General features: G+C 73.1%; 19 protein-coding genes. 15 read left to right on the top strand and 4 right to left on the bottom strand.

Annotation, left to right across the window (positions count from 1 at the left end):
- Nucleotides 1-69 precede the first annotated feature (69 nt).
- Nucleotides 70-975 (bottom strand): hypothetical protein, encoded by a 906-nt coding sequence (locus ACH4ZA_RS16335; RefSeq protein WP_398429997.1) that lies wholly within the window; start codon nt 973-975, stop codon nt 70-72.
- Between the two features lie 211 nt (nt 976-1,186).
- On the opposite strand from ACH4ZA_RS16335, the gene argH reads away from it, so the two are divergent.
- The 4 genes from argH to ACH4ZA_RS16315 all read left to right on the top strand — a co-directional run bounded on the left by argH (nt 1,187) and on the right by ACH4ZA_RS16315 (nt 6,144).
- Complete coding sequence (gene argH / locus ACH4ZA_RS16330; RefSeq protein WP_319281508.1) at nt 1,187-2,614, top strand: argininosuccinate lyase; 1,428 nt, start codon at nt 1,187-1,189, stop codon at nt 2,612-2,614.
- A gap of 292 nt (nt 2,615-2,906) precedes the next feature.
- Complete coding sequence (locus ACH4ZA_RS16325) at nt 2,907-3,878, top strand: aldo/keto reductase (RefSeq protein WP_319281506.1); 972 nt, start codon at nt 2,907-2,909, stop codon at nt 3,876-3,878.
- A 97-nt stretch (nt 3,879-3,975) separates the two neighbouring features.
- Nucleotides 3,976-4,518, top strand: a complete 543-nt coding sequence (locus tag ACH4ZA_RS16320) for a helix-turn-helix domain-containing protein (protein ID WP_319281504.1) — start codon at nt 3,976-3,978, stop codon at nt 4,516-4,518.
- Nucleotides 4,519-4,620: 102 nt separating this feature from the next.
- A complete protein-coding gene (locus tag ACH4ZA_RS16315; RefSeq protein ID WP_319281502.1) occupies nt 4,621-6,144 on the top strand; it encodes an MFS transporter in 1,524 nt (507 codons plus the stop codon).
- 154 nt (nt 6,145-6,298) lie between these two features.
- Here ACH4ZA_RS16315 and ACH4ZA_RS16310 read toward each other — a convergent pair whose 3' ends face one another.
- Entirely contained in the window at nt 6,299-6,970 is a 672-nt protein-coding gene (locus ACH4ZA_RS16310; RefSeq protein WP_319281520.1) for a lysophospholipid acyltransferase family protein, read from the bottom strand.
- A gap of 517 nt (nt 6,971-7,487) precedes the next feature.
- Here ACH4ZA_RS16310 and ACH4ZA_RS16305 point away from each other — a divergent pair.
- The 3 genes from ACH4ZA_RS16305 to ACH4ZA_RS16295 all read left to right on the top strand — a co-directional run bounded on the left by ACH4ZA_RS16305 (nt 7,488) and on the right by ACH4ZA_RS16295 (nt 9,783).
- Nucleotides 7,488-8,666, top strand: coding sequence for a glycerophosphodiester phosphodiesterase (locus ACH4ZA_RS16305; RefSeq protein WP_319281500.1), 1,179 nt, complete (start codon nt 7,488-7,490; stop codon nt 8,664-8,666).
- A 67-nt stretch (nt 8,667-8,733) separates the two neighbouring features.
- Nucleotides 8,734-9,240, top strand: coding sequence for a sigma-70 family RNA polymerase sigma factor (locus tag ACH4ZA_RS16300; RefSeq protein WP_319281498.1), 507 nt, complete (start codon nt 8,734-8,736; stop codon nt 9,238-9,240).
- Nucleotides 9,241-9,285: 45 nt separating this feature from the next.
- Nucleotides 9,286-9,783, top strand: a complete 498-nt coding sequence (locus ACH4ZA_RS16295; RefSeq protein ID WP_398429994.1) for a GNAT family N-acetyltransferase — start codon at nt 9,286-9,288, stop codon at nt 9,781-9,783.
- On the opposite strand, the gene ACH4ZA_RS16290 is transcribed toward ACH4ZA_RS16295, so the two are convergent.
- The gene (locus ACH4ZA_RS16290) at nt 9,773-10,189 is read right to left on the bottom strand and encodes a hypothetical protein (RefSeq protein WP_319281496.1); all 417 of its coding nucleotides are present in this window, start codon (nt 10,187-10,189) and stop codon (nt 9,773-9,775) included. The genes ACH4ZA_RS16295 and ACH4ZA_RS16290 overlap by 11 nt on opposite strands.
- A gap of 1 nt (nt 10,190) precedes the next feature.
- Nucleotides 10,191-10,550, bottom strand: coding sequence for a hypothetical protein (locus tag ACH4ZA_RS16285; RefSeq protein ID WP_319281494.1), 360 nt, complete (start codon nt 10,548-10,550; stop codon nt 10,191-10,193).
- 582 nt (nt 10,551-11,132) lie between these two features.
- Here ACH4ZA_RS16285 and ACH4ZA_RS16280 point away from each other — a divergent pair.
- From ACH4ZA_RS16280 to ACH4ZA_RS16245, 8 genes are all read left to right on the top strand, one after another.
- Nucleotides 11,133-12,176 carry a methionine ABC transporter ATP-binding protein gene (locus tag ACH4ZA_RS16280; RefSeq protein WP_398429992.1) on the top strand — a complete coding sequence of 348 codons (1,044 nt, stop codon included), beginning with the start codon at nt 11,133-11,135 and terminating at the stop codon, nt 12,174-12,176.
- Nucleotides 12,173-12,910, top strand: a complete 738-nt coding sequence (locus tag ACH4ZA_RS16275; protein ID WP_319281491.1) for a methionine ABC transporter permease — start codon at nt 12,173-12,175, stop codon at nt 12,908-12,910. Before ACH4ZA_RS16280 ends, ACH4ZA_RS16275 begins: the two co-directional genes overlap by 4 nt.
- Before the next feature lie 75 nt (nt 12,911-12,985).
- Nucleotides 12,986-13,819 carry a MetQ/NlpA family ABC transporter substrate-binding protein gene (locus tag ACH4ZA_RS16270; RefSeq protein ID WP_319281490.1) on the top strand — a complete coding sequence of 278 codons (834 nt, stop codon included), beginning with the start codon at nt 12,986-12,988 and terminating at the stop codon, nt 13,817-13,819.
- Nucleotides 13,820-13,975: 156 nt separating this feature from the next.
- Nucleotides 13,976-14,614, top strand: a complete 639-nt coding sequence (locus ACH4ZA_RS16265; RefSeq protein ID WP_398429990.1) for a GNAT family N-acetyltransferase — start codon at nt 13,976-13,978, stop codon at nt 14,612-14,614.
- A 93-nt stretch (nt 14,615-14,707) separates the two neighbouring features.
- Nucleotides 14,708-15,943, top strand: coding sequence for a precorrin-6y C5,15-methyltransferase (decarboxylating) subunit CbiE (cbiE, locus tag ACH4ZA_RS16260; protein ID WP_319281488.1), 1,236 nt, complete (start codon nt 14,708-14,710; stop codon nt 15,941-15,943).
- A 344-nt stretch (nt 15,944-16,287) separates the two neighbouring features.
- The gene (gene cobT / locus ACH4ZA_RS16255) at nt 16,288-20,466 is read left to right on the top strand and encodes a nicotinate-nucleotide--dimethylbenzimidazole phosphoribosyltransferase (RefSeq protein WP_398429988.1); all 4,179 of its coding nucleotides are present in this window, start codon (nt 16,288-16,290) and stop codon (nt 20,464-20,466) included.
- Nucleotides 20,467-20,635: 169 nt separating this feature from the next.
- Nucleotides 20,636-21,868 (top strand): uroporphyrinogen-III C-methyltransferase, encoded by a 1,233-nt coding sequence (gene cobA, locus ACH4ZA_RS16250; protein ID WP_319281486.1) that lies wholly within the window; start codon nt 20,636-20,638, stop codon nt 21,866-21,868.
- Nucleotides 21,869-21,932: 64 nt separating this feature from the next.
- Nucleotides 21,933-22,751 carry an RNA methyltransferase gene (locus ACH4ZA_RS16245; protein WP_319281485.1) on the top strand — a complete coding sequence of 273 codons (819 nt, stop codon included), beginning with the start codon at nt 21,933-21,935 and terminating at the stop codon, nt 22,749-22,751.
- The last annotated feature ends 82 nt before the right edge of the window (nt 22,752-22,833 follow it).

Genomic DNA, 22,833 nt, shown 5'->3' with positions numbered 1-22,833 from the left:
GGTTGCGCGCCGCGGCGGCCGCCCCTGGCCGGTGCTGTCCGTCCCGGGGTGGCCGCCGCGCATGTCACATCACTTGTTCAGCGTGCAGGCGGCGAGGGCGTTGAGGCCCTGCGGCTTGGTGCCCTTGCGACCGATCGAGATGGCGATGCGGTCGATCGTGGACTCGCGCTTGCCCTGCAGCGGGCCGAGGATCGCGTTCTGGACGAAGTTGGGGCCGCCCTGGCCGACGGTGTTCTGCAGGCGGGTGTTGGCCTCGTTGATCTGCGTCTGGAGGAGGGCGAGGTTGCGGTCGACCTCGGCCTTGGCGGTGGCGGGGACCGCGGGCAGCTGCGACGCCACGTCGGGGCAGGTGATCGTGCCGACGCCGTTGGCGTTGCCCGCGTTTCCGGCGTTGCCCGCGTTCCCCTTGTTTCCGTTGTTCCCCTGGTTGCCCTGGTTGCCCTGGTTGCCCTGGTTCCCCTTGTTTCCGTTGTTCCCCTGGTTGCCGTTGTTGCCCGCGTTGCCCGCCGCCGGGGCGGCCGCGCCGCCCGCGTTCAGCGTGCAGGCGGCGAGGGCGTTGAGGCCCTGCGGCTTGGTGCCCTTGCGGCCGATCGAGATGGCGATGCGGTCGATCGTCGAGGTGCGCTTGTCCTTCAGCGGGCCGAGGATCGCGTTCTGGACGAAGTTGGGGCCGCCCTGGCCGACGGTGTTCTGCAGGCGGGTGTTGGCCTCGTTGATCTGCGTCTGGAGGAGGGCGAGGTTGCGGTCGACCTCGGCCTTGGCGGTGGCGGGGACCGCGGGCAGCTGCGACGCCACGTCGGGGCAGCTGATCGTGCCGGGACCGGCGGCCAGCGTCTGGGCGTTGGTCGCAGCGCCCTTGGACGACTCCCCGGCGAGAGCGGAGTTCACGACCACCGCGCCGGTCAGGGCCAGAGCGGCGGCCGCGCCGATGACGACCACACGACGAGAGTTGTACTTCGGAAGAGCCCTGGACATGCGGATGCCTCACTTGGGTCAGGAGTGGGATTGTTCGACGCGGCCGGCGTTCAGCGGTGAGTACGGGTAAGCGGTTGCCGTTGTTCAAGGTGTCTTCAAAAAGTCTTCGCAAGTCGTCCGGGCCGCCGCTCCGGGCGGTCGGATTGACGAATCATGCAGACCTCTGCATAATCATGCAGGTCGGTGAATGCAGCGGTGAGGAGCAACGCAAGTGAGCAGCAACAGCGGTGACGTACGGCTCTGGGGCGGTCGTTTCGCCGACGGTCCCGCCGAGGCCCTGGCGAAGCTGTCCGCGTCCGTCCACTTCGACTGGCGGCTCGCTCCCTACGACATCGCCGGTTCCCGCGCCCATGCGCGCGTGCTGCACAAGGCGGGCCTGCTCACCGAGGACGAACTGAGCCGGATGATCGCGGGCCTGGGGAAGCTCGAGGCGGACGTCGCCGACGGCTCCTTCGTGGGCACGATCGCCGACGAGGACGTACACACCGCCCTGGAGCGCGGTCTCCTCGAGCGCGTCGGTCCCGACCTCGGCGGCAAACTGCGCGCCGGCCGCTCCCGCAACGACCAGATCGCCACCCTCTTCCGGATGTACCTGCGCGACCACGCCCGGATCGTCGGCGGGCTGATCGCCGATCTCCAGGACGCGCTGGTCGGCCTGGCGGAGGCCCATCCGGACGTGGCCATGCCGGGCCGCACCCACCTCCAGCACGCCCAGCCGGTCCTCTTCGCCCACCACGTCCTCGCCCATGTGCAGTCCCTCTCCCGGGACGCCGAGCGGCTGCGTCAGTGGGACGAGCGCACGGCCGTCTCGCCGTACGGCTCGGGCGCCCTGGCGGGCTCCTCCCTCGGCCTGGACCCGGAGGCCGTGGCCGAGGAACTCGGCTTCGAGCACGGCAGCGTCGGCAACTCCATCGACGGCACCGCCTCGCGGGACTTCGTCGCGGAGTTCGCCTTCATCACCGCGATGATCGGCGTGAACCTCTCCCGGATCGCCGAGGAGATCATCATCTGGAACACGAAGGAGTTCTCCTTCGTGACGCTGCACGACGCCTTCTCCACGGGCTCGTCGATCATGCCGCAGAAGAAGAACCCCGACATCGCGGAGCTGGCGCGCGGCAAGTCCGGCCGTCTGATCGGCAATCTGACCGGGCTGATGGCCACCCTCAAAGCCCTCCCGCTCGCCTACAACCGCGACCTCCAGGAGGACAAGGAGCCGGTCTTCGACTCCTGCGACCAGCTCGAGGTGCTGCTTCCGGCCTTCACCGGCATGGTCGCCACCCTGACCGTGCACCGTGAGCGCATGGAGGAACTGGCCCCGGCCGGCTTCTCGCTCGCCACCGACATCGCCGAGTGGCTCGTCAAGCAGGGTGTGCCGTTCCGTGTCGCGCACGAGGTCGCCGGAGAGTGCGTCAAGGCGGCGGAGGCCGAGGGCAAGGAGCTGGACGAGCTGACGGACGACCAGTTCGCGAAGATCAGCGCCCATCTGACCCCCGAGGTCCGCTCGGTCCTGAACGTCCCGGGCGCGCTGGCCTCCCGCAACGGCCGGGGCGGCACCGCCCCGAGCGCGGTCGCGGTCCAGCTGGCCGAGGTGAAGGCGAACGTGCGGGCACAGCACGACTGGGCCACCGCCAAGCACTGACGCCTGGGCGGCGTCGCCCAAGCACTGACGCCTGGGCGGCGTCGCCCCGTCGGGGTGCGGGGTCCGCGCCGATCGCGCCGCTTCCGCGCTGCCCCGGGCCCCTGCCACGGCGCTGCCCCGGGCCCCCTGCCACCGCGCCCGGCACACGGACGTCCGGCACGGGCCCGCCCGCGCGGACGTCCCGCACGTCCCGCACACGCGGAAGTTCCGCCCGCCCCGCGCGCCGGAGGGGACGCCGTCGCGGGTTACGTTGGTCGTCAGCCGTACCGGAGCCGACCGAACGGAGCCCGCGATGCCCTTCGCCCGCCTCGCTGCAGCGACCACCCCCACCTGCCACATCGGCTTCGGACTCGCCGCCGTCGGCCGCCCCGGCTACCTCAACCTCGGCCGCGACCGGGACCTCCCGCGCGACCGCAGCGTGGAGGCCCTCCGCGCCCGTACGCACGAACTCCTGGACGCCGCCTACGCCCAGGGCGTCCGCTACTTCGACGCGGCCCGCTCGTACGGCCGCTCCGAGGAGTTCCTGGCCGGCTGGCTCGCCGCCCGCCCCGACGTCGACGACGTCGTCGTGGGCAGCAAATGGGGGTACACCTACACGGCCGACTGGTCGACGGACGCCGAGACGCACGAGGTCAAGGACCACGGGCTCGCCACCTACGAACGCCAGCGCCGGGAGACGGAAGGCCTGCTCGGCGACCGGCTCGACCTCTACCAGATCCACTCGGTGACCCCGGACAGCCCGGCCCTCACCGACAAGGAACTGCACGCGAAACTGGCGGAGGCCGCCGCGCGCGGCCGCACGGTCGGCTTCTCCACCAGCGGTCCCGCCCAGGCCGACGCCATCCGCGCCGCGCTCGCCGTGACGGTCGACGGCGAGCCCCTCTTCCGCACCGTCCAGTCGACGTACAACCTCCTGGAGACCTCGGCCGGCCCGGCCCTCGCCGAGGCCCGCGAAGCCGGACTCACGGTGATCGTGAAGGAGGGCATGGCCAACGGGCGTCTCGCCGGTCCGGCCGCACCCGACGTCCTCAGGTCGGTGGCGCAGGAGACGGGCCTGGAGTGTGACGCCGTCGCCCTCGCCGTGATCCTGCGCCGGCCCTGGGCCGGCGTCGTCCTCTCCGGCGCGGCGACGGCCGCCCAGCTCGCGTCCAACCTGCACGCGGCGGTCGTCGACCTCGACGACGACCAGCTGGACCGGCTGGACGTGCTGTCGGAGGACCCGCAGGCCTACTGGGAGCGGCGCAGCCGACTGCCCTGGCACTGAGCTGACTGCGTCGAGCGGGCCCTCGCTCCCGTCGCGTCACAGAGCCGCACACTCCCAGAATGAGACATGAATGTCTCACATGGGCTACTCTTGTCTCATGGCTGTCGACCGTGACCACGTGCTGCGCACTGCCGCGGCCCTGCTGACCCGAAAATCCACCGCGACGATGGACGAGGTCGCCAAGGCCGCCGGGATCAGCCGGGCCACGCTGCACCGCCAGTTCGCCGGGCGCGACGCGCTCGTGCGCGCCCTGGAGTCCCTCGGGATCGCGGAGTGCGAGGCCGCCCTGGAGGCGGCCCGACCGGACGAAGGCCCGGCCGCCGACGCCGTACGCCGGCTCGTGCGGGAGATCGAACCGGCCGCCGCCCTGCTCGCCTTCCTCTACACCGAGAACCAGCTCTTCGAGGGCGAGCAGCAGAATCCGGGCTGGACCCGGATCGACGAGCGCATCGCCGCCCTGTTCCGGCGCGGCCAGGCCGACGGCGAGTTCCGCATCGACCTGACCCCCGCCTGGCTCACGGAGGCGCTCTACGGCCTGCTGGCCTCGGGAGCCTGGGCGGTCTCCGAGGGCCGGGTCGCCGGCAAGGACTTCACCCACATGATCACCGAGCTGCTGCTCGGCGGCGCACTGCGCCACTAGGGCCACACCGCTCGGCGCCGCCACCGCTCCACACCGCCACCCGCACGGCACCGCCACCGCTCGGCACCCCACTGCCCGACCCAGCTCACGAACAGAGGAACCATGACCAGCACCCTGCAGCCTGCGACCACGACCGGGGCGGTGAAGCGCCCCGACCGTTGGCTGGCGCTCTCCGTCCTCGTGCTCGCCGTGCTGCTGGTGGCCGTCGACGCGACCGTCCTCGGTCTCGCGACCCCGTACATCAGCGAGGACCTCGAACCCTCCGGAGCGCAGCTGCTCTGGATCGGCGACGTCTACTCGTTCGTCATCGCCGGTCTGCTCGTCTCGATGGGCAGCCTCGGCGACCGCATCGGCCGCAAGCGGATCCTGCTCCTCGGCGCCACCGCCTTCGGCCTGATCTCGGTCCTCAACGCCTACGCGACCTCCCCGGAGACGATGATCGCGGCGCGCGCCCTGCTGGGCGTGGCCGGAGCGACCCTCATGCCGGCCACCCTCGCCCTGATCCGCAACCTCTTCCACGACCCGCGCGAACGCAGTCTGGCGGTCGGCGTCTGGGGCGCGACGGCCTCGGCGGGCACCGCGGTCGGCCCGATCGTGGGCGGCTTCCTCCTCGAGCACTTCTGGTGGGGGTCGGTCTTCCTCATCAACCTGCCCGTCATGGTGGTGCTCGTGGTGGTCGGCGTGAAGACGCTGCCCGAGTCCAGGAACCCCGACCACGGTCCCTGGGACCTGATCAGCGTGACGCTGTCGCTGGTCGGCGTGATCGCCGTCGTGTACGCCGTGAAGGAGGTCGCCGGCCACGGCCCGAGCTGGGAGACCCTGGCCGCGGCCGTGCTGGGCGGCACGGCGCTGTGGGGCTTCGTGCGGCGTCAGTTCGCGCTGCCCGTCCCGCTGCTGGACATGCGGCTGTTCCGCAGGCGCGGTTTCAGCGGTGCCGTGCTGGCCGACCTGCTGACCGTGCTCGGCATGTCCGGCCTGGTGTTCTTCCTCTCCCAGTACCTGCAGTCGGTGCAGGGCAGGCGGCCCCTGGAGGCGGGGCTGGCCGAACTGCCCGCGGCGGTGGGAGCGGTGACGGCCGGTCTGCTGGCGGGCCGCGTGGCGCGCCGCTTCTCGGTGCGGGCCGTGGTCTCCGGCGGGCTCGCGGCGATCGGCCTGGCGCTGGCCGCGCTGACGACGGTCACCGGGACCACCGGCTATCCCGTGCTGGGCGCGGCCCTGCTGGTGGTGGGCGTGGGCGCCGGGTTCTCCTTCACGGTGACCGCGGACGTCATCCTGGGCTCGGTGCCGAAGAACCAGGCGGGCGCGGCCTCGGCCGTCTCCGAGACGGCGTACGAACTGGGCGCGGCGCTCGGCATCGCCCTGCTCGGCTCGATCGTGACCGGTGTCTACCGGGGCTTCGCGGCCCCGGCTGGCACGCCGCAGGAGGCGCACGAGTCGTTGGGCGGGGCCGTGGAGGCGGCGGGGCACCTGCCACCGGCCGAGGGGGCGCAGATGCTCGCATCGGCCCGCGAGGCGTTCGTCGACGGCCTCGCGGTGGCGTCCGGAGTGGGCGCGGCGGTCCTGCTGGCGGCGGCCGTGGCGGCGTGGTTCCTGCTCAGGGGACAGCGCCTGGAGACCGCGGGCTGAGCGAGCCGGCCCGCGGAACGGCGACCGCACGTCACCCGGCCCGCGGAACGGCGTCCCCAGGTGACCCGGCAGGGCCGGGGGCCGGGCGGCTCGGGCGATCGCGCCACGCTGCCCCGGCGCGCCCGCACCGCAGGGCGCATCCCGCCCGGAGGGGTTACGCCGCCTTGGCCTTGGTGGCGTACATGTCCACGTACTCCTGGCCCGACAGCCGCATGACCTCGGTCATCACGGAGTCGGTGACGGCCCGCAGCACATAGCGGTCCCGGTCCATCCCGTCGTAACGGGAGAACTCCATCGCCTCGCCGAACCGGACGGTCACCCGGCCCGGACGGGGCATGCCCGCTCCGCCCGGCTGCAGCTTGTCCGTGCCGATCATCGCGAACGGCACGACGGGAGCGCCCGTCATCAGCGTCAGCCGCGCGATGCCGGTGCGGCCCCGGTAGAGACGGCCGTCGGGGGAGCGCGTCCCCTCGGGGTAGATCCCGAAGACCTTGCCCTCCTCCAGGACGCGGCGTCCGGTCATCAGCGCGGCGACGCCGCCGCGGCCGCCGTCCCGGTCCACCGGGATCATGCCGACCCCGGTGAAGAACCAGGCCATCAGCCGGCCCTTGAGGCTCCTGCCGGTGACGTACTCGTCCTTGCCGATGAAGAAGACCTGTCGGTCGCACACCAGCGGCAGGATCATCGAGTCGATGAACGTGAGGTGATTGCCCGCCAGGATCACGGGGCCGTCGCCGGGGATGTGCTCCGCGCCCTCGACCCGGGGGCGGAACATCAGGCGCATGACCGGTCCGAGCACTGCCTTGATGAGCGCGAAGCGCGACAACGAGCCCTCCGATGTCAAGGGAAAACGGTATGAGTCTGTGCAGGTGAGGACGATACTCGCGCGCCGGGGGCGGACGCACATCGGGTCACCCAGGTCTTACGCACTGTTGACGTTTGTTTACCTGTACGGCCGCATCGCCGCCCGCCCGTAGCCCACCCGTCATCCGGACGGAACGAGGAGGACCGCCCCGCACCCGGAGAGGGGCCGGGGAAGAGCCCGGGCCTCTCCGCAGCCCTGGCCGCAGCCCGGACGACGCCCCTCGCCTGCCGTCGCCGGGCGTCACCGTGCCCGGTTCCGAGCGGGTATCCCGGCCGCCCGCGCCGAATCCCCCGTCCCCGACGACCCGTCACCTCGGCGTACCGCGCCGACCGCATCCGGCGTAGGCGACCTCACGCGCCCGGCGTACACCACGTGCCGTCCGCCGTCCTCCGCGTGTTGGGGCCGAGGTCTCCCGGAGGTCATGTACACGCCCCTACCATCGGCCCGCACGGACGAGCCGACGGCTGGGAGGCCCCTCATGGGAACGCAGGACACGCAGGAGTCGCACGAGCAGGCGCGCACGGGCGGCACCGGGCGACGGGCGCTCCTCGGCGCGGCCGTGCTCGGCGCCGGAGGTGTGCTCGGTCTGTCCGGCACGGCGTCGGCCGCCGAGGCACGCCACGGAGGAGGAGGCCTCAAGAGCCTTCCGGTGCCCACGGTCATCGGTCATCGCGGCGCCAGCGGCTACCGCCCCGAGCACACCTTCGGCTCCTACCAGCTGGCCCTCGACCTGGGCGCCGACATCGTCGAGGCCGGCGACCTCGTCCCCACCCGGGACGGCCACCTCGTCTGCCGGCACGAGCCGGAGATCGGCGGCACGACGGACGTCGCCGCCCACCCCGAGTTCGCCGACCGCCGCACGACGAAGGTGCTCGACGGCGTCCCCACCACCGGTTGGTTCACCGAGGACTTCACGCTCGCCGAGCTGAAGAGACTGCGGGCGATCGAGCGCATCCCGGCCAACCGCCCGCACAACACGCTCTACGACGGCCGCTGGGGGATCCCCACCTTCGAGGAGGTCCTGAAGTGGCAGGACGAGCAGACCCGTAAGCGCGGCAAGCAGGTCTGGATCTACCCCGAGACCAAGCACCCCACCTACTTCCGCAAGCAGGGCCTGGGCCTGGAGGAGCGGGTCGCCAAGCTGCTGCACAAGTACGGCAAGGACAGGAAGAACTCGCCGGTCGTCCTGCAGTCGTTCGAGCCGACCAGCATCCAGCGCCTGAACAAGCTGGTCGACAACCCGCTCGTCGTGCTGCTGTCCACCGCCGCCTCCCGCCCCTGGGACTTCGTCGAGACGGGCGACCCGCGCACCGTCGCCGACCTCGTCACGCGGGCCGGCCTGCGGGAGATCGCCGGGTACGCGCAGGGCATCGGACCCACCCTCGACCTGGTCATCCCCAAGGACGCGGCCGGCAGGCTGACCACGCCGACCACCCTGGTGAAGGACGCCCACGCGGTCGGCCTGATCCTGCACCCGTACACGATGCGCAACGAGAACCCCTTCCTGCCCGCCGACTTCCGCAAGGGCTCGGACCCGGACGCCTACGGCGACCCCTTCGGCGCGTTCCGCACCTACTTCGCGACCGGTATCGACGGGGTCTTCACGGACAACCCGGACACCGGAGTGCTGGCCCGCGCGGACTTCGTCAACGGCTGATTCCTCGTTGGGGTGACAGTCGGCGGCCCGGGCAACCGACCGCCCGGGCCGCCGCATCGTGGGGCATATGACCCCCGACTTGCTCGCCTCCCTGCACCCGCTGCTCAGCGCGGAGGCCTCCGCGGAGGCCCCGGCGGCCGGCGCCGACCCCGGTGACCTGGAGCAGGCGGTCTGGCTCCGCCTGCTCGAACGCCTCGCCGCCGACGGCCCGCCCCGCGATCCCGAGGGCTGGCTGCGCCGGGCCGTCCGGGCGGAGGTCCGCCGCACCCGCCGCACCACCCGTCATGAACAGCCGTACGAGGCCGAGCCCGCCGACGACGCGGAGCGCGGACCCGAACACCTGGCCCTGACCGCCGCCCGCCATCGCGCCCTGCGCGAGGCCGTGGCCCGGCTGCCCGGCCGCTGCTCGCGTCTTCTGCAGGCGCTGCTCTCGCCCGAGGACCTCACCTACCGGGAGATCGCAGGGAAGTTGGGTATCTCACAGGGCAGTCTCGGACCGGAACGTTCCAGATGTCTGGGATGTCTTCGCCGTTTGCTCGCACCGGAGGTTGCGGCTCCCGAAGTGCGGGGATAGGAGTGAGGGACCACAGGCGATCAGGTGAGCGGGAGGCGTGCGCACATGGGCATGAGCGTGACCATCTCGGTGGCGACCGAGCAGGATGCCGAGCAGATTTTCAGACTTCAGTACCTCTGCTTCCAGAGCGAAGCCGCGCTGTACGGGAACTACCGGATCGCCCCGCTCGTGCAGAGCCTCGACTCGGTCCGGCAGGAGCTCGCCACCGACTGCGTCTTCGTGGCCCGGCTGGGCGACGAGGTGGTCGGCTCGGTACGCGGCACCCTCACCGAGGACGGCGCCGCCGCCATCGGCAAGCTCTGCGTCCATCCCCGCCTTCAGGGGCACGGCATCGGCGCACGGCTGCTGCGCGCCGCCGAGTCGGCGCTGGGCGGCGAGCGCGGCGCCAAGAAGTTCCGTCTCTTCGCCGGCCACCGCAGCGAGGGCAACCTCCGCCTCTACCGCCGCGTCGGCTACGAGACGGTCGGCACCTCCCAGGGCACGGACGGCGTGCCGATGATCGTCCTGGAGAAGCAGGCCGGCGAGTACGCCGCTACGGCGTAGCCGTCCGGGACGTGCGCAGCCAGTACAGAGCCGACACCGGCAGCAGCACGGGGATGAACACGTACCCCATCCCGAAGTCGGACCACACGGTCGGCTCGGGGAAGGCGGACGGCTGGACCAGGGTCCAGGTCCCGACGATCAGCACGCCCGCGAGTTCGGCGGCGCAGCACAGCCGCGCCGCCCTGCGGGCCGTCTCGCCGCCGCGCACCAGCGAGTACGTGATGAAGCCGTACACCACGCCCGCCACCGCCGACAGCGTGTACGACAGCGGCGCCCGGTCGAAGTGCGCGGCGATCTCGTACGCCGACCGGGACACCGCCCCGACCACCATCACGCCGTAGAACCACACCAGCAGCATCCCGGGCCCGCTGATCAGCCGGTCCGGCTTCTCCTGCACCGCCGTCATCTCAGCCTCCCCAGATGTCGAAGAGCCGCACCTCGAGCACGGCGAGGACCACGCCGCCCGCGGCGACCGTCACCGAACCCCAGCGGGTCCGCTCGGCCAGCGACATGAACCCCGCCGTCGGCACGCACGCGAACGCGCCCAGAAGATACGCCACGAAAAGCGTCGTGCCCTGCTCCGGCTTCTCGCCCCGCGCCAGCTGGACGATCCCGATCACGAGCTGGACCGTGGCCAGCAGGGAGACCACGGCCATCCCGATGAAGTGCCAGTCCTTCGTCGGCTGGTCGCGGTAGGCGGCCCAGCCGCACCAGGCGGCGAGCAGCAACGCGGCGACGCCGGTCGCCGCCGTCAGGGCATCAAGCATGCAGCGACCCTATTACGGCGTAACAGACACCCCGCGGTCGGCCCCGCGGACCCGCGGGGCCGGTGGCGCAGCCGTGGCGTCGGCCACAGCCCGCCGGGCCCGCGACCGGGCGCCGACCGCGGACTCCGGGACCTGTTCGCCCCGTTGCCGCTGGTCACCGGCGTGTGCGCGGAGATCCCCGGGTGCGGGTCGGGGGCGCCGACCGCTGTCCATGTCTGTCCAGCATCCGGACAGGCGGGTCTCGGTCAGGACCGTACGTCTGCTTTACTGATGCTCATGACCACGACGAGCAGCCGCATCCGCGCGACCGAGGCGACCATGACGCCCGGTGCTCGTTGTCTGTGTCGAATGTGCGCCTTCTAGAGGGCCCCCGCACCACCCCCGAGCTCGCGCCCCGAAGCGAGACGCCGTGGCAGGTCCGTACGCCGCATGCCCGCCGTACGTGAGCTGAGCCGCGCCCCGCGCACATGTCTCTCCCCGGTTCCTTCCGCCACGGCGAGAACCGTGTCGCGTCCTGACAGCCCGCATCCGTGCGCCCGGGCACACCCACGCCCGCGCACTCGACAGTGACGGAAACCCCACGTGATCACCACCACGGGCCTGACCAAGGTCTACCGCTCGCGCGGCCGTGAGGTCACCGCCCTCGACGGCGTCGACCTGCACGTACGCGAAGGCGAGGTGTACGGCGTCATCGGCCGTTCCGGCGCCGGAAAGTCCTCGCTCATCCGCTGCGTCAACCTCCTGGAGCGCCCCACCGCGGGCACGGTCACCGTCGACGGGCGGGACCTCACCGCGCTCGCCGGGCGGGGGCCCCGCGCCGGACGGGAGCTGCGACAGGCGCGCAGCCGGATCGGCATGGTCTTCCAGCACTTCAACCTGCTGTCCTCGCGGACCGTGCAGGACAACGTCGAACTGCCGCTGGAGATCCTCGGCTCCTCCGGGAGGGAACGATCCCGCAAGGCGCTGGAGCTGCTCGACCTGGTCGGGCTCGCCGGTCAGGCGAAGGCCTACCCGGCACAGCTGTCCGGCGGTCAGAAGCAGCGCGTCGGCATCGCCCGCGCACTCGCCGGCGACCCGAAGGTGCTGCTCTCCGACGAGGCGACCAGCGCACTCGACCCGGAGACCACCCGCTCGATCCTCCAGCTGCTGCGCGACCTCAACCGGCAGCTGGGCCTGACCGTCCTGCTCATCACGCACGAGATGGACGTGGTGAAGTCGATCTGCGACTCCGCCGCGCTCATGGAGCACGGCAGGCTCGTCGAGTCCGGCACGGTCAGCGAACTGCTCGCCGCCCCGGGCTCCGAACTGGCCGCCGCGCTCTTCCCGGTCGGCGGCGAGGCGAGCGGCCACGACCGCACCGTCGTCGACGTCACCTTCCACGGAGAGGCCGCCACCCAGCCCGTCATCTCCCAGCTGTCGCGCACCTACAACATCGACATATCGATCCTCGGCGCCGCGGTCGACACCGTCGGCGGCCTCCAGATCGGCCGGATGCGCATCGAGCTGCCCGGCCGCTACGAGGACAACGTCGTGCCCATCGGCTTCCTGCGCGAACAGGGCCTGCAGATCGACGTCGTGGACCGAGCGCCCCAGGAACCCGCGCTCATCGAGGGAGGCGTCAAGTGACCTGGTCGGAGATGCAGCCCCTGCTGACGCAGGCCTGTGGGGACACCTTCTACATGGTCGGCTGGTCCACCCTCGTCGCCGTCGCCGGCGGCCTCCCGCTGGGCGTCCTGCTGGTCCTGACCGACCGCGGCGGTCTGCTCCAGAACGTCTTCGCCAACAAGGTCATCGGGCAGATCGTGAACGTCGCCCGCTCGATGCCGTTCATCATCCTGATGGTGGCGCTGATGGACTTCACGCGCACCGTCACCGGCACCACCATCGGCCGTGACGCCGCGATCGTGCCTCTCGCCATCGGCGCCATCCCGTTCTTCGCGCGTCTGGTCGAGACGGCTGTCCGCGAAGTGGACGGCGGGCTCGTCGAGGCCGTGCAGTCGATGGGCGGCGGCACCTGGACGATCGTGCGCAAGGTCCTCGTCCCGGAGTCCCTGCCCTCCCTCGTCGCCGGCGCCACGACCACGGTCGTCACCCTCATCGGCTACTCCGCCATGGCCGGGACCGTCGGCGCCGGCGGACTCGGCGACATCGCCATCCGCTACGGCTACCAGCGCTTCCAGACCGAACTGATGTGGGTCACGGTGGCGATCCTCGCCGTCGTCATCTCGCTCATCCAGTTCGCGGGCGACTTCACGGCCCGCTCCCTGCACCGCCGCGGCGGCGGCTCGGGCCCCGCCCCCAAGCTCCGCCTGCTGAAGGCGAACGAGCCGGCGGCCGCCGACGTCGGCAAGGTCGCCTGAGCCCTCCACGGGCCGACATCAGACTCCCCGCACCACCCGAGCGGGGCCGCACCACCCTCAGGAAAGGCACTTTTCGTGCGTAACACCGCCAAGATCGCTACTGCCGTCCTCGCCGCCGGAGCCCTCACCCTCGGACTCACCGCCTGCGGCTCGGACAAGGACTCCGGCGCCGACGCGAACGCCACGCTGACCGTCGCCGCCACCCCCACTCCCCAGGGCGAGATCCTCGACTACATCAAGGACAACCTCGCGGCCAAGGCCGGCCTCAAGCTCGAGGTCAAGGAGTTCACGGACTACGTCACGCCCAACACGGCGGTCCAGCAGGGCGAGGTCGACGCCAACTACTTCCAGCACCAGCCGTACCTCGACGACTTCGACAAGAAGAACGGCACCGACATCGTCGCCGTGCCCGGCGCCACGGTGCACCTCGAGCCGCTGGGCCTGTACTCCCGCAGCGTCAAGAAGCTCGACGCCCTGGAGAAGGGCGCCACCGTCGCCCTGCCGAACGACACCACCAACGAGGCCCGCGCGCTGAAGCTCCTGGAGGCGGGCGGCCTCATCGGGCTGAAGCCCGGCGTCGGCTACGACGCGACCCCCAAGGACGTCGCCTCCAACCCCAGGGGCCTGAAGTTCAAGGAGCTCGAGGCGGCGCAGCTGCCGCGCTCCCTCTCCGACGTCGACGCCGCCGTCATCAACGGCAACTACGCGCTGGAGGCCGACCTCAGCCCGGCGAAGGACGCCCTGGTGGCGGAGTCCGCGAAGGGCAACCCGTACGCCAACTTCCTCGCCGTGAAGAAGGGCGACGAGGGCGACCCGCGCGTGAAGAAGCTGGCCGGGCTGCTCACCTCGCCCGAGGTGAGGAAGTTCATCGAGGACAAGTACGACGGAGCCGTCGTCGCGGCCTTCTGACCCGAGCCTCCGACGCACACGCACGGGGTCCGCGCTTTCACCCGGTGCGGACCCCGTGGTGGGGTTCCGGGCCGACATGCTGCATGCTGGGCAGTTCAGCCGGCCCTGACGGGGCGGCAGGTGTCACCCGAGGTCCCGAAGGTTACGGAGCGGCGCATGACGAGCACCTTCCCCAACATCTCCATCAGCACGGAGCGGTTGGTGCTGCGTCCCCTCGACGAGGACGACGTGACCGCCCTGGCCGACATGATGAACGACGAGCAGGTCACGGCCTGGACCGCCGTGCCCCAGCCCTTCGACGAGGCGGCCGCCCGGCGCTGGATCGCCCAGTGCGCGCCCGACGAACGCACCGCGGGACGCGGCCTCGACCTCGCTGTCACCGAGTTCCTGACCCAGCGCCTGGTCGGCCTCGTCCGGCTCGCCAAGACCGACTGGCATGTCCGTTCCACCGAACTGTCGTACATCATCGCCCCCTGGGCGCGCGGCGAGGGCTACGCCTCCGAGGCTGCGCTCGCGACCGCCCAATGGCTGTTCACCGACCAGAAGTTCGAGCGCATCGAGCTGCGCACGGCCGCCGACAACACCGCCGCCCAGCAGGTGGCGCAGAAGATCGGCTGCATCAGCGAGGGCGTGCTGCGCGGCGCCTGCATAGCGCGCGCCCGCACCGCGGACGGATCCTGGAACGAGGTGCGCACCGACTACATCGTCTACAGCCTCCTCCCGGAGGACCTCGACGGCGGCGGCGAGCACTTCGCGGAGAGCGGCGGATTCACGTCGTACGCCGACTGGAACTGACCTCGCCCCAGGTGTCACCGCCGTCGCCCCCGCCCGCCGACCAGGTACCCTCACGGAGCCCGCTGCCTGCGTGAACCCGGGGGGACTGACGAGATGGCCGACCGCGTCACGGTGATCGGCTGGGACGGCTCGCCGCTGACCGACGCGGCCCGCTCCGCTCTGAGCGCCGCCACGCTGGTGGCCGGCGCCGCCCACCACCTGGCGCTGCCCGAGGTGCCGCCCGGCGCGGAACGCATCCGGCTCGGCAGCGTCGCCCTCGCCGCCCGCCGCATCACCGGCCACCGCGGCACCGCCGTCGTCCTCGCCGACGGCGACCCGGGCTTCTTCGGCGTCGTACGGACCCTGCGCGCCCCCGAGTTCGGCCTGGAGGTCGAGGTCGTGCCGGCGGTGTCCGCCGTCGCCGCCGCCTTCGCCCGCGCCGGCATGCCCTGGGACGACGCCCAGGTGGTCGTCGCCCACCGGCGCACCCTGCGCCGGGCGGTCAACGTCTGCCGCGCCCACGCCAAGGTCGCCGTCCTCACCTCCCCGGGCGCCGGTCCCGCCGAGCTCGGCCTGCTCATGGAGGGCGTGCACCGCACCTTCGTGGTCTGCGAGGAACTCGGCACCGCCCGCGAGCAGGTCAGCGTCGTCACCTCCGACAAGGCGGCCGACCACACCTGGCGCGACCCCAACGTCGTCATCGTCATCGGCCCCGCCGGCCCGGCGACGGCCGGGGACGGCGGCTGGATCGCCGGCCGTGACCCGGGCGCCGGCCCGCGCGGCTGGACCCTGCCGGCCGACGCCTACGGCGGAGGGCTGGGCGAGGGGGAGGCGCCGCTGCTGCGCGCGGCCCAACTCGCCCATCTCGGGCCGCGGACGGGGGACCTCGTCTGGGACATCGGCTGCGGCAGCGGCGCCTTCGCCACCGAGGCCGCGCGGGCGGGGGCCGCCGTCATCGCCGTCGACCGGGACATGCTGGCCTGCGCCCGCACCGACGCCGCCGCGCGTCGACACGGAGTCCAGCTCCAGATCGTCCGCGGCGACGCCCCGCACGTGCTGGAGAACCTGCCCGAACCGGACGTCGTCCGGGTCGGCGGCGGGGGAGCGGCCGTCGTCTCCGCGGTCGCCGACCGCCGCCCGCAGCGCGTCGTCGCCCACGCGGCCACCCGGGACTCCGCCGAACTCGTGGGCCGCGACCTGACCGAGCACGGTTACCGCGTCGAGTGCGCCCTCGTGCAGGCCGTCGAACTCGACACCAGGGCCTGGACGGAGACGGAGCGGAGCGTCGCGTTCCTGCTCACGGGGGTTCTCGCGGACCGCGGACCGCGGCCCGGTTCGCCCGCCCGGTGATCCTGTTGTCGTACCGCGCGCGGTAGGCTGGCCGATCGTCGTACCGCTTTCGGTCACCCGGCGCTTCATCGGTCAATGTCCGGAAAACACCTCCCTTTTGGGCTGGGTGTGGTACGGCAGAACCGGAGGACGCGCAACGTGGCGCAGTCCACAGCGGAGCGTCGCGGATCAAGCTGTCGCGACGACACGACGGCCGGGACAATGCCACTGTATGGCTTTGTCGCTTTTTCGAGCGGGTCGTTCGTGCCGCTGGGCACGGACGCTCGTTCTCACTGCGGGGCGGTCGGTGCGCCGCTCCGGGCGAGCTGGTCGTAGGAGCACTAACCGATGGGCGAGGGGTACGCATGACCGACACCGGCCAGGTCCCGGGCGAGGCGCTGCCGGAGAACGCAGGCATGGTGGAGCAGCCGGGCGCCTCCGCGCACGGTGCGTACGCCTACCTCTCCGAGTCCCCCGCCGAGGACGAAGACCTGTTGCTGCTGCCGGGCGCCCAGAGTGCATGGGGCAACGAGGTGGCCCCGCCGGCCCCGGAGCCGGTGGTCGAGGCGGTGCACGAGCCCGGCCCGCACGAGACGGACGGCCGCGACAGCGGCTCGGTCGACCTCAGCGCCGTCCGCCTGCCCGGCGCGTCCGCGCCCCAGGCGGCCCCGCGCCGCCCCCTGCACCTCGGACCGCCGATCCCCGACGCCTCCGCCAGCCCGGTCCGCTCCCTCGCCGATCGCGGTCCCGCGGGCGCGCCGGTCCGCCAGCCCGGCCCGTCCGCGTCCGGACCCGAGTACCTCGACGTGCCGCAGCTGCGCGAGATGCCGCTGCAGGGCGCGTCGCCCTGGGGCGCCGCACAGGCCACGGCGCAGACGCCTGCCATGTCCGGGGTGACGACCGCGCAGGCGGACGTGCCGGCCCCGGTCGCGGCGCAGCAGCAGGGCGAAGTCGCGGGCGTGGCCCAGGCCGTGGTGGCGCGGGTGGCGACCGAGGCGATCGCCGCGACCGCCCCGCAGGAACCCGACGCCGAGCACACGGCCGAACCCGAGCCCGCCTCGCCGCAGACGTCGTCCACCGGGTCGTACGGGGTCGTCGACCCCGGCGAGCTGCTGGGCGCCGCCATGATGGCGGAGGCCGGTCAGGACCTCGCCGAGGCTGCGGACGCGGCCCTGGCCGGGGGTGACGGGTCGGCGGACGCCCCCGTGGAGCCGGCGCCCTCGCTGCCGGCGGACGAGGGCGCCGCGGCGGCGTCCCTCACGCCGGAAGTCGCCGAGCCGGGCGGGCACAGTGCCGCCGAGGCGGTCGGCCCCGTCGAACCCGCCGAGCCTGCAGGGGCCGTTGAGCCCGCCGAGGCCGTCGAGCCCGCCGAGCCGGTGGCCGACGTGACGCAGACGCCGGACTCCGCCGAGGAGGCCCCCGCGGCGGAAGCCGCCGAGGAGCCCGAGCCTCAGCCTCAGCCCGAGGCCCACGCCTCGGACGCCGGCCCCGCCGACGCGCCTGCCCCGGCTCCGCAGACGCCGGCGGAGAGCGTCCCGGCCGCCGACGCGCCTCCCGTCCCGGAGGCCGTGCAGGTCGCCGAGCCCGAGCCCGCCCCGGCCCCGGAGGCCGAGTCCGCCCCGGGCGGAGAAGCCGAACAGGCCGAGGCTCCGCAGCCCGCCGAGGCCGTGACCGAGGCAGCGGCCGAAACGCCGGAGCCGGCGGAGTCCGCCCCCGAGGTCCCGGAAGCCGGGCACGTGCAGAGCGCGGACGCCGTGGCCGAGCCGGTCGTTGCGCAGGCGGACCCCGCGGCCGCCGAGCAGCAGCCCGACGAACCGGCCTGCGACGCCCCGCAGCCGCAGACCCGGCCGACGGCGGACGCGGAGCCGGAGAACCAGCCCGAGCCCGACCCCGAGCCGGAGCACCTGATCCCCACCGCGGCTCACATCGCGGACCCGGTGTCCCACGCCCCGGACGCCCCGCAGCCCGCCGCCGCCCACGACGGGTCTCCGCAGCCCGACCCCGCGACGGCTCTCGCCCCCGAGGCGCACCTCACGGAGCCGCAGCCGCAGCCGGAGACAGGACCGGAGCCCGGCCCCGACGACGCGGCCACGCAGAGCCGGCCGACGCCCCACCCGGAGCCGACGGCCGAGCCCTCGCCGTCCGTCGAGGAGCCCGCCGCTGCCACCGCCGCCCCCGAGCCCCCGACGTTCCTCGCGGACACCGTGCCCGCCGCGCAGCCCGTGCCTGCGCCGGCGGACGACGCGTCGGGCGCCGATCTCGCGACCGCCGCACCTCAGGGTCCCCAGCCCGCGCCGGAACCGCCGGAGGCGGACCACGCGGCGCACCGGGCGCCGGAGGCCCCGTCAGGGCACGCCGTGCCGGAGCCCGCGGCACAGCAGCCCCTGGGGCGGTTCGCGCCGGTCGACGCGGCGGCGCCCGCCCCGGCTCACCTGGCACCGGCCCCGCCGCACCCGGGCGTGCCCGCGACCGAGGAGCAGCCCGTTCCGGAACCGGCCCCCGAGGCGGCGGCGGAAGCGGCCGATGAGGAGCCGTCCGCCCCCGAGGCCGCCGCCCCGGGCCTGCCCGCCGCCGCGGTACCCGCCCCCCGCGAGACCGCGCCCGGAGAGACCGCGCCCGGACGGAACCCCGCCGGCGAGGCCGGTCACGTCCCGGCCGCGCCCGACACCGCGGACGCCCTGCAGGAGACCGGCGTCCCCGCGTCCGCAGCCGTCGACCCCGACGTCGTGCAGAGCCCGGAGAGCCTGCAGACCACGGAGGCCGAGCAGGACGACGAACCGGCCGCCGGGGAGGGCGCGCGCGTGTCGGCCGGGCCCGCCGCGCCCGGGTACGACGACGCCGAGCGCGAGGCCGTCCTGAAGGTCATGCGCGAGCGCCGGGACATCCGCAACGGCTTCCGCGACGACCCGATCCCGCACGAGGTGCTGCTGCGCGTCCTGGAGGCCGCCCACACCGCGCCCTCCGTCGGCCACTCGCAGCCCTGGGACTTCGTCGTCATCCGCTCCGCCGACACCCGGCGCGCGATGCACGAACTGGCGGTCAAGCAGCGTGACGCGTATGCGAAGTCGCTGCCCAAGGGGCGCGCGAAGCAGTTCAAGGAACTCAAGATCGAGGCCATCCTCGACACCCCGGTGAACATCGTCGTCACCGCCGACCCCACCCGGGGCGGCAGGCACACCCTCGGCCGTCACACCCAGCCGCAGATGGCGCCGTACTCCTCCGCCCTCGCGGTCGAGAACCTCTGGCTCGCCGCCCGCGCCGAGGGCCTGGGCGTCGGCTGGGTGAGCTTCTTCGACGAGCGCGAGATGGTGCGTGCGCTGGGGCTGCCGGAGCACCTCGAGGTGGTCGCCTACCTCTGCGTCGGCTACGTCGACGAGTTCCCCGAGGAGCCCGAGCTGATGCAGGCGGGCTGGGCCAAGCGCCGTCCGCTGTCGTGGGTCGTCCACGAGGAGACGTACGGCCGTCGCGCGCTGCCCGGCGAGGACCCGCACGACCTGCTCGCCGAGACGGTCGCCAGCGTCCGCCCCCTGGACGCCAAGGCGCTCGGCGAGGCCTGGGAGCGCCAGAAGCGGATGACGAAGCCGGCCGGTGCGCTCGGCATGCTGGAGATCATCTCCGCGCAGCTGTCCGGGCTGTCCCGGCAGTGCCCGCCGCCGATCCCGGAGCCCGCGGCCGTGGCGATCTTCGCCGGCGACCACGGCGTCCACGCGCAGGGGGTCACCCCCTGGCCGCAGGAGGTCACGGCGCAGATGGTCGCCAATTTCCTGGGCGGCGGAGCGGTCTGCAACGCCTTCGCGAACCAGGTGGGCGCCGAGGTGTGCGTGGTGGACGTGGGCGTCGCCGGCGAACTCCCCGCGACCCCGGGGCTGCTGCCCCGCAAGGTCCGCGCCGGCACGTCCGACATGACCACCGGCCCCGCGATGACCCGCGAGGAGGCCAAGCAGGCCATCGAGGTCGGCATCGAGACCGCCCGCGACCTGGTGGCGGCGGGCAACAAGGCGCTGCTCACAGGCGAGATGGGCATCGCGAACACGACTGCGTCCGCTGCCCTCATCTCGGTCTTCACGGGCGCCGACCCGGCCGAGGTCACCGGCCGCGGCACCGGCATCAACGACGAGACGCTCGCGCGCAAGACCGAGGTCGTGCGCCGCGCCCTGGACTTCCACCAGCCGGACCCGGCCGACCCGATCGGCGTCCTGGCCGCGATCGGCGGCTTCGAGCACGCGGCGATGGTCGGTCTGCTCCTGGGCGGGGCGTCCCTGCGCACGCCGGTGATCCTGGACGGCGTCAGCGCAGGCGCCGCCGCCCTGGTGGCCCGTGCGATCGCCCCCGAGGTCCTCGCGGCCTGCATCGCGGGCCACCGCAGCGCCGAACCCGGTCACGTGGCCGCCCTGAACAAGCTGGGACTGCGTCCTCTCGTGGACCTCGACCTCCGTCTCGGCGAGGGCACGGGCGCACTGCTGGCGTTGCCCCTGGTCCAGAGCACGGCCCGGGCGATGCACGAGGTGGCGACGTTCGACTCGGCGGGCGTGACGGAGAAGTAGGACCCTCGCGGGGCCGGCGGGCGCGCTTGTGCGCACCCCTGGCCCCGCCGCATGCTGAACGCACCTGAACACATCTGAACGCACCTTTAAAATGCGCACGTCAGGGCCGCTCCAGAGTCGCAGCGCCCGCTCACTGCACGTCTTTGCCCGTACGAGGAGCCGCACCCTCATGGCCGAACACCCCGCCTACCCCGTAGGCCTCCGCCTCACCGGCCGCAGGGTCGTCGTCCTCGGCGGCGGCCAGGTCGCCCAGCGCCGCCTGCCCGCCCTGATCGCCGCGGGCGCGGTCGTCGAGCTCGTCTCCCCGAGCGCCACCCCGTCCGTCGAGGCGATGGCCGACGCGGGCGAGATCACCTGGTCCCGGCGCCGGTACGCGCAGGGCGACCTCGCCGGAGCCTGGTACGCCCTGATCGCCACGAGCGACCACGAGGCGAACGTCTCGGCGTCCGCCGAGGCGGAGGCGCACCGCATCTGGTGCGTGCGCTCCGACGACGCCGAGGCTGCGACCGCCTGGACGCCCGCGACGGGCCACAGCGAGGGTGTGACGGTCGCCGTCCTCACCACCGACGGCCGCGGCCGCGACCCCCGGCACACCGCCGCCATCCGCGACGCGGTCGTCGAGGGCCTGCGCGACGGCACCCTCGTCGCCCCTCACCACCGCACCCGCACCCCCGGCGTGGCGCTGGTCGGCGGCGGTCCCGGCGACCCCGACCTGATCACCGTGCGCGGCCGCCGTCTGCTCGCCGAAGCGGACGTCGTGATCGCCGACCGGCTCGGCCCGCGCGACCTCCTCGCCGAGCTTCCGCCGCACGTCGAGGTGATCGACGCGGCGAAGATCCCCTACGGCCGGTACATGGCCCAGGAGGCCATCAACAACGCGCTGATCGAGCACGCCAAGCAGGGCAAGTCCGTCGTCCGGCTCAAGGGCGGCGACCCGTACGTGTTCGGCCGCGGCATGGAGGAGCTCCAGGCGCTCGCCGAGGCCGGCATCGCGTGCACGGTCGTCCCCGGCATCTCGAGCTCCATCTCGGTGCCGGGCGCGGCCGGCATCCCGGTCACCCACCGGGGCGTGGCACACGAGTTCACGGTGGTCAGCGGCCATGTGGCCCCCGACGACGAGCGCTCGCTCGTCGACTGGGAGTCGCTGGCGAAGCTCACCGGCACGCTGGTGATCCTGATGGGCGTCGACAAGATCGGGAAGATCGCCGAGGCGCTCGTGGCGCACGGGAAGTCCCCCGACACCCCGGTCGCCCTCGTGCAGGAGGGCACGACGGCCGCCCAGCGCCGCGTCGACGCCACGCTCGCCACGGTCGCCGAGACGGTCCGCGTCCGGGAGGTCAGGCCCCCGGCGGTCGTCGTCATCGGCCCGGTTGTCGGCGTCGGGCCGCGGACCTCAGAGTAACCCCGGGTAACACAACCGTTCCGAGCCGTTGGCACCGCACCCAGGACAAGGCAGTATCACCCCTGTGGCCGATCTCATCACCGTGGAAGATCCCGACGACCCGCGCCTGCGCGACTACACCGGCCTGACCGACGTCGAGCTGCGCCGCAGACGCGAGCCCGCCGAGGGCCTGTTCATCGCCGAGGGCGAGAAGGTCATCCGGCGCGCCAAGGACGCCGGGTACGAGATGCGCTCGATGCTGCTCTCGGCGAAGTGGATCGACGTCATGCGCGACGTCATCGACGAACTCCCGGCGCCGGTCTACGCCGTCAGCCCCGACCTGGCCGAACAGGTCACCGGCTACCACGTCCACCGGGGCGCGCTGGCCTCGATGCAGCGCAGGCCGCTGCCGACGGCGGCCGACCTGCTGCACACCGCCCGGCGGGTGGTCGTCATGGAGTCGGTCAACGACCACACCAACATCGGCGCGATCTTCCGCTCGGCCGCCGCCCTCGGAATGGACGCCGTACTGCTCTCACCGGACTGTGCGGACCCCCTCTACCGCCGCAGCGTGAAAGTCTCGATGGGCGCGGTCTTCTCCGTCCCGTACGCCCGCCTGGACACCTGGCCCAAGGGGCTGGACTCGGTCCGCGAGGCCGGCTTCACCCTGCTCGCCCTCACCCCGGACGAGAAGGCCCGCAGCCTCGACGAGGCGGCCCCGCACCGGATGGACCGCGTGGCCCTCATGCTCGGCGCGGAGGGCGACGGCCTCTCCACCCAGGCACTCGTCGCCGCCGACGAATGGGTCCGCATCCCGATGTCCCACGACGTCGACTCGCTCAACGTGGGCGCCGCGGCCGCGGTCGCCTTCTACGCGGTGGCGACGGGCCGCCCCCGCAGCTAGGGCGTCTTCGCGACGTGGCGTCGTCCGCCCGGAGTGCACGGCGCACCACGGCGTCCGGTGCGTGCGACCGCATGTCGGAGGG

It is taken from the genome of Streptomyces sp. NPDC020597 (genome assembly GCF_044335095.1).
GTDB lineage: Bacteria > Actinomycetota > Actinomycetes > Streptomycetales > Streptomycetaceae > Streptomyces.
The sequence above is the reverse complement of the archived record's forward strand: the minus strand, read 5'-3'. Positions and strand labels throughout refer to the sequence as shown.